The sequence below is a fragment of the Bradyrhizobium sp. BR2003 genome, from assembly GCF_009720285.1.
In the GTDB taxonomy this organism is placed as follows: domain Bacteria; phylum Pseudomonadota; class Alphaproteobacteria; order Rhizobiales; family Xanthobacteraceae; genus Bradyrhizobium; species Bradyrhizobium elkanii.
The window spans coordinates 225,133-238,022 of record NZ_SMYJ01000014.1 but is presented as its reverse complement, the minus strand read 5'-3'; the positions used below and the strand labels follow the sequence as shown (position 1 = coordinate 238,022).

The following is a 12,890-nucleotide window of genomic DNA, read 5'->3' as shown; positions in this document are numbered from 1 at the left end:
GCATGGTCGTCGCCGTCATCGGAGCCGGTCCCGCCGGCCTGATGGCGGCGGAGGTGCTTGCGCAGGGTGGCGCTGAGGTCACCGTCTACGACGCGATGCCGTCGGCCGGCCGCAAGTTCCTGATGGCCGGCCGTGGCGGGCTCAATCTCACCCACTCCGAGCCGCTGCCGGATTTCCTTGCGCGCTATCGCGAGGCGATGCCGCATCTGAAGGCTGCGATCGAGGCATTTCCACCCGATGCCTTGCGCGCCTGGAGCGAGGTGCTGGGGCAGCCGACTTTTGTCGGCAGCAGCGGCCGGGTGTTTCCAAAAGCGTTCAAGGCATCGCCATTGCTGCGTGCCTGGCTACGGCGGCTCGATGCCGCGGGCGTCGCGTTCGCATTCCGGCATCGCTGGGTTGGATGGGACGCCAATGGTGAACTGCTGTTTGAGACGCCGGACGGTCCGCGCGTGGTCAATGCCGATGCAGCCGTGCTCGCGCTTGGCGGCGCGAGCTGGCCCCGGCTCGGCTCCGACGGCGCCTCGGCGGATATCCTTGCCGCGAAGGGCATTGCGGTGGCGCCGATCAAGCCAGCCAATTCCGGCTTCACGGTTGCCTGGTCCAATATCTTCCGCGACCGGTTCGAGGGCCAGCCGCTCAAGGGCGTCGCGCTCACGATCGGTTCGCATACGGTGCGCGGCGAGGCCATCGTCACCCGCTCCGGCATTGAAGGCGGCGCGATCTACGCATTGTCGGCGGAATTGCGCGAGGCGGTGCTAGCGAAGAGGGCGGCGGTGCTTAGCGTGGCGTTGCGGCCCGATGCTGCGGGCGACGAATTGGTCGCGCGGCTGTCGGCGCCGAAGGGCAAGCAATCCTTTTCCAATTTCCTGCGCAAGGCCGCGCAGCTCTCGCCGGTCGGCATCGGGCTGTTGCAGGAGGCGGCAGTCGCCTCCGGCCGGTCGCTGGCCGCGCTGCCGCCGGCCGAATTGGCCGAACTGATCAATGCGGTGCCGATCAAGGTGTCAGGCGTGGCGCCGATCGCACGCGCGATCTCGAGCGCCGGCGGGATCAGGTTCGACGAACTCGACGCGCAGTTCATGCTGCGGCGGCTGCCCGGCGTCTTCGCCGCCGGCGAGATGCTCGATTGGGAAGCGCCGACCGGCGGCTATCTGTTGCAGGCGTCGTTTGCAATGGGCGTCGCCGCCGGGAAGGGCGTGTTGAGCTGGCTCGCGCAGCAATCGTAGGATGGGTAGAGCGCAGCGAAACCCATCAACTTCTTTCCGCGCGGAGACATGATGGGTTTCGCTGCGTTCTACCCATGCTACAGGATACGGCTCATTCCGAGCCCGTCCTCGTCGCAAGATCGGTGATCAGGCCGAGCACACCGAACGCCGCGGCCACCGCGCAAACTGCGGTCCAACCACCAAAGCTCCACGCCGCGGATGCCGCTGCCGCGCCGACCGCGCCGCCGATGAAGAACAGCGCCACGAACAGGCCGTTGATCCGGCCGCGCGCCTCGGGCCGCAGCAGGTTGACGGCGCGGCGGCCAAGCGTCTGGTCGGTGGTGATGCCGAGATCGAGCAGGATGGTGCCGAGGCTCAGCACGACGAGTGCCGCCATCCGCGACTCCAGCACGCCGGCCCAAGCGCACAGCGCGAGCGATGCAATGATCAGAATGTGCGAGCCGATCAGCATCGGCCGCGCCAGGCCGCGGTCGCCCCAGCGGCCGGCCAGGGGTGTTGCGACAGCGCCGGCGACGCCGATCAGTGCGAACAGCGCGATGCCCCCGGCGTCGAGCTTGAACGGCGTATCCGGCAGGCGTAGCGCAACGGCGGCCCAGAACGCGGTGAACGAGGCCATCACCAGTGCCGCGGTCCAGGAGCGAACGCGTAGCACCGGCTCCTCGCGCAGCAGTGTCGGGAACGAACGCAGCAGCGCGCCGTAGCTGACCTTCGCCGCCGGCTGCAGCGTCGGCAGCGCGCGTGCCAGCGCTGCGGCGAGCACCGTCATCAGCACGGCCGAGGTGACATAGTAGCCGCGCCAGTTCCAGCTGTCCGCGATCAGGCTCGCCATCGGCCGCGACAGCAGGATGCCGATCATCAGGCCGCTCATGACATCGCCGATCGCCTGCCCCCGGCGCTCCGGCGGCACCATCGACGCCACCAGCGGCACCACCATCTGGATCGCGGCACACGACGCGCCGAGGATGAAGGTGGCGGCCAGCAAGATCAGCGGCGTCGGCGCCATTGCGGTGCCGATCGCCGCCACGATGGCGCAGGCCAGCGTGCGCAGGATCAGCCGCTTGTTCTCGACGAGGTCGACCAGCGGCACCAGCAGCAGCAGTCCGAGTGCGTAGCCGAGCAGGGTCAGCGTCGAGATCAGGCCGGCCTGCAGCGCGGTCATGCCGAGCGAGCGGCCCATCAGACCAACGAGGATCTGCGGCGCAAACAGATTGGTGACGACGGTGCCGGTGGTGATGGCGCCGATCCAGATCAGCGGACGCACGGCGATGGTGCGCGCCGGGGAGAGTTTGGTGGCTTCGGAGATGGTCATGGGGCCTCGCGATGGAGTGGCGAGGCCCCCTTTAGGGGATCGGCCTAATATGCTACAATTCAAATAAGATGATGAAGAATATGCGAGATTGTTATGAATACCCATGACCTCGTGGCGTTCGTCGCCGTGGTCGAGACCGGATCGATCGTCGCGGCCTCGGCGCGGCTGAACCTGACCCAGCCCGGCGTGACGCGGCGGATCCAGAATCTCGAGGAGATGCTCGGCGCGCAGCTGCTCGACCGGCTCTCGAAGCCGCTGAAGCCGACGGCGGCGGGAATCGAGGCCTATGAGCAGGGCCGCCGGCTGCTGCGCATGCTCGACGACCTCAAGTCAGGCGTCGCCAATGACGGCGTGGTGCGCGGCGAGTTCAGGCTCGGCCTGACGCCGTTCTTGTCGGAGGCGGGGCTGACCGGTCCGCTCGATGCGGTGCGCGGCGAATTTCCGGCGCTGGCGGTGCGCGTCGTCTCGGGCTGGTCGCCCAACCACATGGAGCGGGTCAGCCGCAACGAGCTCGATGCCGCGGCGATCTGCCTTCCTGACGGCACCGCGCCGCCTGACGATCTCGTGGCCTCCGACCTCGGCGCGCAGCCGGTGGTGTTCGTCGTCGCGCGCGACATGAAGACGCCGAAGTCGGTCGACCTCGAATGGCTGTCGCGGACCGGATGGGTGATCAACCAGGACGGCTGCGGCTTCCGCCAGACGCTGAAGCGCCATTTCGATGCGGCGCATCTGCCGTTCAACATCGCCGTCGAGGCGCTCGACAGCGAGCTGCGCCTGTCGCTGGTGGCGCGCGGGCTCGGCATCGGGCTCGTGACGCCGGTGGCGCTGAAACGAAGCCCGATCCGTAGCCGGCTCAAGGCCGTGAAGATCGCGGATTTCAATCCCGCGGTGCGCGCCTGGATCGTGCATCGCCCGCCAGCCGGCCGCCTGGCGCGGCCGATCGAGGTGTTTCGCGCGGCCCTCGACCGCGAGCTGCAGGCGCTGATGCATGGGTAGCGAGGCTCCTGTGCTTCGCGACCTTTAGCCCGCCGCCGTCCTTCGAGGCTCGCTCTGCTCGCACCTCAGGGTGACGGCCAGAGAGAGCGTGATCGGGCGGTCGAGAGAGCGTCATCCCGCGCAAAGGCTTCGCCTTTGTCGCTGGAGGTGCGAGCCGAGCCGCGCAATTGCGCTGCTCGGGGAGCCTCGAAGGATGCGCGGGCGTACGCCTAGCGCAGCTTGCCCCGCGCGGTCACCGGCAACGCACCGATGATCTCGTCACCGCGCACCATCACAACCTCTTCCATCATGTTGACGACGACGCAGACGTGATTGGGCACGATCCGCACCACGTCGCCGACATTGGGCCGCGTGTTGCTGCGGGAGAGGTCGAGGAAGCCATGCTCCTCGGCAAAGCGCGCGATCCTGGCCTCGGGATGTTCGAGGATCAGGCCGTGACCTTCGAGGCCGCCGGTGTCCGAGGTTAGCGTCTTGGAGCCGGCGTCGAGGATGCCGCGCTCGGGGCCGGCGCGGCTGACGACGGTAGAATAGATGTGCAGCGCGCAATCGTCCCAGGTGGCGACGCCGGCCGCGACCTGCATGCGGTCGTTGTAGATGTAGGTGCCGAAGCGATGCTCGGTGCCACCCTTCAGCTTGCCGAGGTTCTTCAGGTTCGGCGTGCCGCCGGTCGAGACGATTGTCGCGTCGAGGCCGTGGGCGCGAACGCCGGCCAGCGCCTCGTCGTAGAATTTCTGCGCCTCCGCCCAGCCGGTCTCGGTCGGATACAGCATGAAGCCCGCGAAGGCGAGGCCCTTGGAGGTTGCGATCTCGCGCGCCAGCGCGATCGCCTCGGCCGGGGTCTCGACGCCAGCGCGCTTGCGGCCGGTGTCGCATTCGACCACGACCGACAGCGGACGGCCGGAAGCGGCTGCGGCCTTCGGCAGGTCGGCTACGACGACGGAATTGTCGGCGGCGACGGTAACGTTGGCCTTGCCTTGCAGCGCGCCGAGCCGCGCCATCTTCTCGTCGCCGAGCAGATTGTAGCTGATCAGGATGTTGTCGATCCCGGCGTCCGCCATGATCTCGGCCTCGCCGAGCTTCTGGCAGGTGATGCCTTTGGCGCCGGCCTTGATCTGCAGCTGCGCCAGCATCGGGTTCTTGTGCGTCTTGATGTGCGGACGGTTGGCGACGCCGGCCTCGTCGCAGGCCTTCTGGATGCGCGCGATGTTGCGCTCGACCCGGTCCATGTCGATCACGGCGCAGGGCGTGCCGTATTCCTTGGCGATCTTGGCGGCGAGGGGCGTGGTCATGGTCTGTCCTTCTTACCCATCCTACAAATTATGCCTGTTCGATCTCTTCGCGCAGCACTTCGAGCTCGAGCCAACGGTCCTCGGCGGCGGCGAGCTCTTGCTGCGCCTTTGCGATCGCGGCCGAGGCAGCGTCGAATGTCTTGCGATCCTTGGTATAGAGATCGGGATCGTCGAGCAGCTTCTGCTGCTTGGTGATTTCGGCATGCAGCTTGTCGATGGTCTTCGGCAAGGTTTCCAGTGCGTGCTTCTCGTTGAAGCTCAGCCGGCGCCTCGGTGCTGCTTCGGGCGCGGCGGCCCTGGCTTCCGTCTTCTCTTCGGTCGGGGCTTCGGCCTTCACCGTCTCGCGCTTCACGTCGGCGCCGCGCTGCGCCAGCATATCGGAGTAGCCGCCGGCATATTCGATCCAGCGTCCCTGGCCTTCGGGCACGATCACCGACGTCACGACGCGGTCGAGGAAGTCACGGTCGTGGCTGATCAGGATCACCGTGCCCTCGTAATCGCCGAGCATGTCCTCGAGCACGTCGAGGGTTTCGAGATCGAGGTCGTTGGTCGGCTCGTCCAGGATCAAGAGGTTGGACGGCTTGGCCAGCGCGCGCGCCAGCATCAGGCGGCCGCGCTCGCCGCCGGAGAGCGCCTCCAGCGGCGTGCCGCGCTGCTCCTGCGCGAACAGGAAGTCCTTCATGTAGCCGATCACGTGCTTCGACTTGTCGCCGACCATGACGTGATCGCCGCGGCCGCCGGTCAGGGCTTCGGCCAGCGTCAGCTTCGGGTCGAGGCTTTCGCGATGCTGGTCGAGCGTCGCCATTTCGATATTGGCCCCGAGCCGCACCGAACCGGAGTCGGGCGGATCGTTGCCGATCAGCAGATGCACCAGCGTGGTCTTGCCGGCGCCGTTCGGACCTACGATGCCGAGCCGGTCGCCGCGCTGGATCCGGGTCGAGAAGCCGTCGACGATCTTGCGCTCACCGAACGATTTCGCGATGTTCTTGGCCTCGATCACCAGCCGGCCGGATTTCTGGGCCTCGGCGGCGGCGAGCGTGGCATTGCCGGTGGCGCCGCGATAGTTGCGGCGCTGGTCGCGCAGCGCGAAGAGATTGCCGAGCCGCTTGACGTTGCGCTTGCGGCGGCCGGAGACGCCGTAGCGCAGCCAGTGCTCCTCGTTGACGATCTTGCGGTCGAGCTTGTGCTGCTCGCGCTCTTCCTCCGCCAGCACCTCGTCGCGCCACGCCTCGAAGGCGCCGAAGCCGCGCTCGATCTGCCGGATCTGGCCGCGGTCGAGCCAGGCGGTGGTGCGCGACAAATTGGTGAGGAAGCGGCGGTCGTGGCTGATCAAGACCAGCGCGCAGCGGCGGCTTTCCAGTTCGCCCTCGAGCCATTCGATAGTCGGCAGGTCGAGATGGTTGGTCGGCTCGTCCAGCAGCAGGATATCGGGCGAGGGCGCCAGCACGCGGGCCAGCGCCGCGCGGCGCGCCTCGCCGCCGGAGACATGCGCCGGATCTTCCTCGCCGCTGAGGCCGAGCTGTTCGAGCAGATAGCGCGCCTGGTAGTGGTCGTCGCCGGGGCCGAGGCCGGCCTCGACATAGGCCAGCGTCGTCTTGTGGTCGCCGAAGTCCGGCTCCTGCGGCAGATAGCGGATGGTGGCGCCGGGCTGCACGAAACGGCTGCCGGCATCGGGCTCGACCAGGCCGGCCGCGATCCGCAGCAGCGTCGACTTGCCGGAGCCGTTGCGGCCGATCAGGCAGACGCGCTCGCCCGCGGAGACCGACAGCTCGACGCCGGTCAATAGCGGCGTGCCGCCGAAGGTCAGGCTGATGTCCTTGAGCTGGATGAGAGGAGGCGAAGCCATCGCGCTAACCCTGCTGGCTCGCCGGCGCCTGCTCGGCGCGGCGGCGCTGGATGCGGCGGATGGTCTGGTCGAGCGTCGACAGGAAGGTCGAGCGGTCGCGCGGCGAGTATGATTTCGGCCCGCCGGTGATCTCGCCCGACGAGCGCAGATCGGTCATCAGATTGCGCACCGCGAGCGTCATGCCGATCGACTGTTCGGTGAACGGCTTGCCGTTCGGCGCGATCACATCGGCGCCGGCCTTGACGCAGCGGCTCGCCAGCGGAATGTCCGCCGTGATCACGATGTCGCCTTCACGCGCGCGTTCCGCGATCCAGTCGTCGGCGGCATCCATGCCGGAACCTGCGGCGATGCGCTCGATCAGCGGATCCTGCGGCACGCGGATGAAATTGCCCGCGACCACGCTGACGGGCACGCCGTGCCGGATCGCGACGCGATAGATCTCGTCCTTCACCGGGCAGGCGTCGGCGTCGACATAGATGCGGGTGGGGGCAGGGGTTTCAGTCATCGATTCCAGGGTTGGCAGGGGCGGCCTGCGTGTACTCCATCGGGCGGAAAATTGCGAGCAGAACGAGAGGCTTGTCAGGCTGACCGGTTCGACTACGATTGCCCGAGAAAAACAACGGAAATAAGGGGAAACCCCATGGATTCGAAGACGGCTTCGCTGACCTACCGCGTCTCGGCCTACAACACGTCAAAGCTCTCGGAGAACAAGATCCACGACGACACGGTGGCGCGGAAGTTCGGCTTTTCCGGTGGGCTGGTGCCGGGCGTCGACGTGATGGCCTACATGATGCATCTGCCGGTCGAGAAGTGGGGCCGCGATTTCCTCGCGCGCGGCCTGATCGAGGCGCGCTTCGTCAAGCCGGTCTATGACGGCGAGATCGCGGAATTGACCGGTCAGGAGACCGGCAATGGGCTGACGATCGAGCTCCACAGCCGCGGCGAGCTCTGCGCCACCGGCACCGCATCGCTGCCGGCATCCGCGCCGAAATTCGTGCTCGACGACTACAAGCAGGTCGCCGCGGTCGCCGAGCGCAAGCCGGTCAGCGCGTCGTCCTATGAAGAGGGCAAGTGGCTCGGCACCATCCCGCGCGACTGGTCCGGCGATGCCGCGAAAGAATATCTCGCCGATATCCGTGAGACCGACCCGATCTACTTGCGCGAAGGTCTCGGCCATCCCGGCCTGCTGCCGCGGGTGATGAACAAGGTTCTGGTCGACAATGCGATCCTCGGGCCCTGGATCCATGTCGGCACCCGCATGCAGCTGCTGTCGGCGGGCAAGATTGGCGACGAGCTGACCGCGCGCGCCAAGGTGACCGGCAATTACGACAAGAAGGGCCACCGCTTCGTCGAGCTCGACGCGCTGGTGCTCGGTAACGGCGTGCCGCTGGCGCATTGCTGGCACATCGCGATCACCCAGCCGCGCGAGCAGGCCGCGGCGTAACACGATCCGTCATTGCCGGGCTTGACCCGGCAATCCATCGCTGTTCGGAAAATTCTTGCGCAGATTGATGGATGCCCGGGTCAAGCCCGGGCATGACGAGTGGAGATTTGAGCTAGGCTCTTGCACCACCCGCAACTGTCATACCCCGCGCATGCGGGGTATCCAGTACGCCGCGGCTTGTCTGCTTAGCCACAGCTGTCTCTGGAGTACTGGATCACCCGCTTTCGCTGGTGATGACAGCGGTGAGTGACGATGAAGCGGCGACCCTACGCCGCCTTCGCCTTGGCGTCCTGGATCGCGCGCCAGACGCGTTCCGGCGTCAGCGGCATGTTGATGTGCTTGATGCCGTATTCCGACAGCGCGTCGACCACGGCATTGACGATGCAGACGAGGCTGCCGGCGCAGCCGGCCTCGCCGCAGCCCTTGGTACCGAGCGGGTTGGATTTCGCCGGCGAGGGGTGATCGCCGACCAGCATCGACGGCACGTCGCCGGCACGTGGCAGCGCGTAGTCCATGAACGAGCCGGTGATCGGCTGGCCGGAACCGTCGTAACTGATTTCCTCCATCAGCGCCTGGCCGATGCCCTGCGCGACGCCGCCGTGCAGCTGGCCGGCGACGATCATCGGATTGACCACGACGCCGAAATCATTGACCGCAGAGTAGCGCACGATCCGCGTCACACCGGTGTCGGGATCGATCTCGACCTCGGCGACGTGGCAGCCGTTCGGGAAGGTCGACGCCGTCTCCTTGGTGGCGTGATCGACGTCGAGCGTCTCCGGCGTGCCCTCGGGCATCTTGCCGGCGCGCATCCGCTCGGCGAGCTCCATGATGCCGATCGAGCGGTCGGTGCCGGCGATGGTGAAGCGGCCCTGGCCGAATTCGATGTCGGCCTCGGAGGCCTCCAGGATATGCGCGGCGGCCTTCTTGCCCTTCTCGACCACCAGCGCGGAAGCCTCGACGATCGCTTGGCCCGTCGCGGTGATCGAGCGCGAGCCGCCGGTGCCGTTGCCGAAGCGGACGAGATCGCTGTCGCCCTGTTCGAGCGTGATCTTCTCGAAGGGGACGCCGAGCTGGTCGGACAGCACCTGCGCGAACGGCGTGGCGTGGCCCTGGCCGTAATCCAGCGTGCCGGTGGTGAGCTTCACCGAGCCGTCGGGCTCGAAGCTGATCTTGCCGAGCTCGCCACTCGGCGGCGCGGTGACCTCGAGATAGGAGCCGACGGCGATGCCGCGCAGCTTGCCGCTCTTTTTGCTTTCCTTCTTGCGCTTGGCGAAGTTGTCGTAGTCGGAGATCTCCAGCGCCTTCTGAAACACGCCGGCGAAATCGCCGCTGTCATAGGTGACACCGGAGGCCGCCGGGAAGGGCAGCTGCGACGGCTTGATGAAGTTGCGCTTGCGCAGCGTGAAGCGGTTGATGCCCATCTCGTCGGCGGCGGCGTCGATCAGCCGCTCCATGTAGTAATTGGCCTCGGGCCGGCCGGCGCCGCGATAGGCGCCCATCAGCGTGGTGTTGGTCAGGACCGTCTTGATGTCGACGCCGAGCAGCGGCGTGCGATAGACGCTGGCGAGGTTCTTGCCGGTGTTGAGCGACAGCGGGCCTGGCGCGACGCCGGTGATATAGGCGCCGAGATTGCCGTAGCCGGACAGCCGCACCGCGAGGAACTTGCCGTCGGCATCGAGCGCGAGCTCGGCGTGGATCAGCTGCGCGCGGCCCTGGCTGTCCGAGAGGAAGCTGGTCGAGCGCTCGTCCAGCCACTTCACCGGGCGGCCGAGCTCGCGCGCCGCATGCGCGATGCAGGTGTATTCGGGATAGTTGAGGTTCTTCATCCCGAACGAGCCGCCGACATTGCCGGTCAGGATGCGGACCTTGTCGGCGGGCACGTTGAGCAGGCGCGCCAGGATCGCCTTGTTGCCCGAGACGCCTTGGGTCGGCACCTGCAGCGTGAAGCGTTCGGTCTTCTTGTCGTAGTGGGCGAGGGCGACGCGCGGCTCCATCGAGACCACGGCGACGCGGGTATTGACGATGTCGAGTTTTGTGACGTGCGCCGCGCCGGCGAACGCCGCCTCGATCTTGGCGGTGTCGCCATAGTGATAGTCGAGCGCAACGTTATCAGGAATGTCGTCATAGAGCTGCGGGGCGCCGGGCTTGGCGGCTTCGGCCGCGTCGGTCACCGCGGGCAGGGGCTCGATATCGACCTCGACGGCCTCGGCGGCATCGCGCGCCTGCGCCGCGGTCTCTGCGACCACGAAGGCGACGGGATCGCCGACGAAGCGCACCTTGTCGGTCACCAGCGCGGGGCGGTTGGTCTGCTTGAGTGGCGAGCCGTCGCGGTTCTTCAGCGGCAGGCCGCAGGTGAAGGGGTTGTAGCCAGCGGCCGCAAGGTCGGCGCCGGTCCACACCCCCAGCACGCCCGGCATCGCCTTGGCGGCCGCCGTATCGATCCCCTTGATGAGTCCATGGGCATGGGAGGAGCGGACCATCCAGCAAGTGGCCTGGCCGGGCAGCGAGAAATCGTCGGTGTATTTGCCCTTGCCGCGCACCAGGGTGTCGTCCTCCTTTCGTCGAACAGGCTGTCCGACGCCGTGTTTTTGCAGTGCGATAGCGTTTTCGAGGGAGGCAGGCGGCGTGTGATCTTGCATCGAAAATGACCTGAAATGCCCGGATTTGCTGGCGTTTGGGGGCGCTGAGGAGATAACGCACACCCCCCTTAACGACAACGCCCGATTGGGCATGGAGCCAATGTGAACGGAGTTTGCGTAGAGCTTTGACGCTGCTAAAGTTTCCGTGAACGATAATTATTCGGCGGGCCTTTTGGTCCCGCGGAAAGACAGTTTTGATGAACGACCATGTGCGGCTTTGCGACGGCCCCCCGGCCAGCGAAGCCCCGCCAGGGTTGGTTGCGGCAGCGGCGGAAAGTGGCGTCTACGCCGCGCTCGACCTTGGCACCAACAATTGCCGGCTGTTGATCGCCTGTCCCACCGGCGACGGGTTCCGCGTGGTCGATTCCTTCTCGCGGATCATCCGGCTCGGCGAGGGTATCGCCGCCACCGGCTCGATCAGCGAGGCCGCGATCGAGCGTGCGATTGCCGCGCTGGCCATCTGCAGCGACAAGATCCGCTATCGCAAGGCGCGCCGGCTGCGGCTGATCGCCACCGAGGCCTGCCGCGCCGCCGGCAACGCCGAGAGCTTTCGCGCGCGGGTCGCGGCCGAGACCGGCATCAAGCTCGAGGTGATCGATCGCGAGACCGAGGCGACGCTCGCCGTGATCGGCTGCTCGCCGCTGCTCGATCCGAAGGGACGGGGCGCCATCCTGTTCGATATCGGCGGCGGCTCGACCGAGCTGGTGCGGATCGAGCGCGACCCCGCGGCGCCCGACGCGCCGCCACGCATCAAGGCGTGGATGTCGATCCCGCTCGGCGTCGTCACGCTGGCCGAACATTTCGGCGGCAAGAACGTCACCAGGGATTTGTACGCGCAGATGATCGATGAGGTCGCGCGGCACGTCGCGCCGTTCGCGGCCGAGCACGGCAAGGATCTGCGCGACATGCACATGCTCGGCACCTCGGGCACCGTGACCACGCTCGCCGGCGTGTTCCTCAACCTGTCGCGCTACGACCGTCGCCGCATCGACGGCATCTGGATGAACGATTGCGACGTCACCGCGACGATCCAGAGGCTGCTCGGTATGAGCTATGAGGCGCGCGTCAACAACAACTGCATCAGCGTCGAGCGCGCCGATCTGGTGCTCGCCGGCTGCGCGATCCTCGATGCGATCCGCAATGCGTTCCCGATGCCGCGGCTCCGCGTCGCCGATCGCGGCCTGCGCGAGGGCATGCTGGTCGAGATGATGCGCGAGGACGGCGCGCTGCGGGCGTGCTAGAGCTTCTCTTGCCTCGCCCCGCTTGCGGCGAGAGGCCGGATTGCATGTCAATGCAATCCGGGTGAGGGGGACTCTCCAGGAGCGCATCTCTCACCTTCATTGCGGAACCAGCCCCTCACCCCAACCCTCTCCCCGCAAGAGCGGGGTGAGGGAGTAGAGAAGCAGTATGGCGAAAGACACCACCGGGCGGCTGCACGTCACGGTCAAGAGCGGCGGCAAGCGAAAGCTGTCGTCAAAACTCTGGCTCGAGCGCCAGCTCAACGATCCCTATGTCGCCAAGGCCAAGGCGATGGGCTACCGCTCGCGCGCGGCGTTCAAGCTCACCGAGATCGACGACAAATATCGCCTGCTCAAGCCCGGCATGACCGTGGTCGACCTCGGTGCGGCGCCCGGCGGCTGGAGCCAGATCGCGGCCAAGCGTACCGGTGCTGCCGACGGCAAGGGCAAGGTGGTTGCGATCGATCTGCTGGAGATGGGCGAGATTCCCGGCGTCGCCTTCGCGCAGCTCGACTTCCTCGACCACGACGCGCCGGAAAAACTGATCGCGATGATGGGGGGGCGCGCGGACATCGTGATGTCCGACATGGCCGCCAACACCACCGGCCATCGCAAGACCGATCAGCTGCGCATCATCGGCCTGGTCGAGACCGCCGCGCATTTCGCCGGCGAGGTGCTCAATCCCGGCGGCACGTTCCTGGCAAAAGTGTTCCAGAGCGGCGCCGACGCCGAGCTGGTGGCGCAGCTGAAGCGCGATTTCGCGACCGTCCGCCACGTCAAGCCGGCCGCCAGCCGGCAGGATTCGTCGGAGCGTTACGTGCTGGCGACGGGATTCCGGGGACAGCAACAGCCGTCATCGCGCGGGGAGTAGCAACGACGCGTTCGCCGAAGCCTCCGCTAAGGCAA

Annotated in this window: 10 protein-coding genes; 5 read left to right on the top strand and 5 right to left on the bottom strand. The window is 67.0% G+C overall.

What is annotated here, in order from left to right; genetic code table 11:
• Positions 1-2 precede the first annotated feature (2 nt).
• The gene (locus E2I15_RS09580) at positions 3-1,223 is read left to right on the top strand and encodes a BaiN/RdsA family NAD(P)/FAD-dependent oxidoreductase (RefSeq protein ID WP_137479673.1); all 1,221 of its coding nucleotides are present in this window, start codon (positions 3-5) and stop codon (positions 1,221-1,223) included.
• A 91-nt stretch (positions 1,224-1,314) separates the two neighbouring features.
• Here the strand turns inward: E2I15_RS09580 and E2I15_RS09575 are convergent, their stop codons facing one another.
• On the bottom strand, positions 1,315-2,532 hold the full coding sequence (locus E2I15_RS09575; protein ID WP_137479674.1) for an MFS transporter: 1,218 nt from the start codon (positions 2,530-2,532) through the stop codon (positions 1,315-1,317).
• A 93-nt stretch (positions 2,533-2,625) separates the two neighbouring features.
• Between E2I15_RS09575 and E2I15_RS09570 the strand changes: the two genes are divergently transcribed.
• Positions 2,626-3,528, top strand: coding sequence for a LysR family transcriptional regulator (locus E2I15_RS09570; protein WP_137479675.1), 903 nt, complete (start codon positions 2,626-2,628; stop codon positions 3,526-3,528).
• A gap of 209 nt (positions 3,529-3,737) precedes the next feature.
• Here E2I15_RS09570 and E2I15_RS09565 read toward each other — a convergent pair whose 3' ends face one another.
• From E2I15_RS09565 to E2I15_RS09555, 3 genes are read right to left on the bottom strand one after another with little or no spacing between them, the layout of a single operon-like run.
• Positions 3,738-4,817, bottom strand: coding sequence for an alanine racemase (locus E2I15_RS09565; protein WP_137479676.1), 1,080 nt, complete (start codon positions 4,815-4,817; stop codon positions 3,738-3,740).
• Positions 4,818-4,845: 28 nt separating this feature from the next.
• Positions 4,846-6,663, bottom strand: a complete 1,818-nt coding sequence (locus E2I15_RS09560) for an ABC-F family ATP-binding cassette domain-containing protein (protein ID WP_137479677.1) — start codon at positions 6,661-6,663, stop codon at positions 4,846-4,848.
• Between the two features lie 4 nt (positions 6,664-6,667).
• A complete protein-coding gene (locus E2I15_RS09555) occupies positions 6,668-7,168 on the bottom strand; it encodes a YaiI/YqxD family protein (RefSeq protein WP_018271171.1) in 501 nt (166 codons plus the stop codon).
• A 135-nt stretch (positions 7,169-7,303) separates the two neighbouring features.
• Here E2I15_RS09555 and E2I15_RS09550 point away from each other — a divergent pair, with 135 nt between their 5' ends.
• The gene (locus tag E2I15_RS09550; protein ID WP_137479678.1) at positions 7,304-8,107 is read left to right on the top strand and encodes a hotdog family protein; all 804 of its coding nucleotides are present in this window, start codon (positions 7,304-7,306) and stop codon (positions 8,105-8,107) included.
• 266 nt (positions 8,108-8,373) lie between these two features.
• On the opposite strand, the gene E2I15_RS09545 is transcribed toward E2I15_RS09550, so the two are convergent.
• Positions 8,374-10,746: a xanthine dehydrogenase family protein molybdopterin-binding subunit gene (locus E2I15_RS09545; protein ID WP_137479679.1), complete on the bottom strand. Its 2,373-nt coding sequence runs from the start codon at positions 10,744-10,746 to the stop codon at positions 8,374-8,376.
• 197 nt (positions 10,747-10,943) lie between these two features.
• On the opposite strand from E2I15_RS09545, the gene E2I15_RS09540 reads away from it, so the two are divergent.
• Together E2I15_RS09540 and E2I15_RS09535 are read left to right on the top strand one after the other, a co-directional pair.
• Entirely contained in the window at positions 10,944-11,987 is a 1,044-nt protein-coding gene (locus E2I15_RS09540; RefSeq protein ID WP_246668150.1) for a Ppx/GppA phosphatase family protein, read from the top strand.
• Positions 11,988-12,153: 166 nt separating this feature from the next.
• Complete coding sequence (locus tag E2I15_RS09535) at positions 12,154-12,855, top strand: RlmE family RNA methyltransferase (protein WP_137479681.1); 702 nt, start codon at positions 12,154-12,156, stop codon at positions 12,853-12,855.
• Positions 12,856-12,890 lie beyond the last annotated feature (35 nt).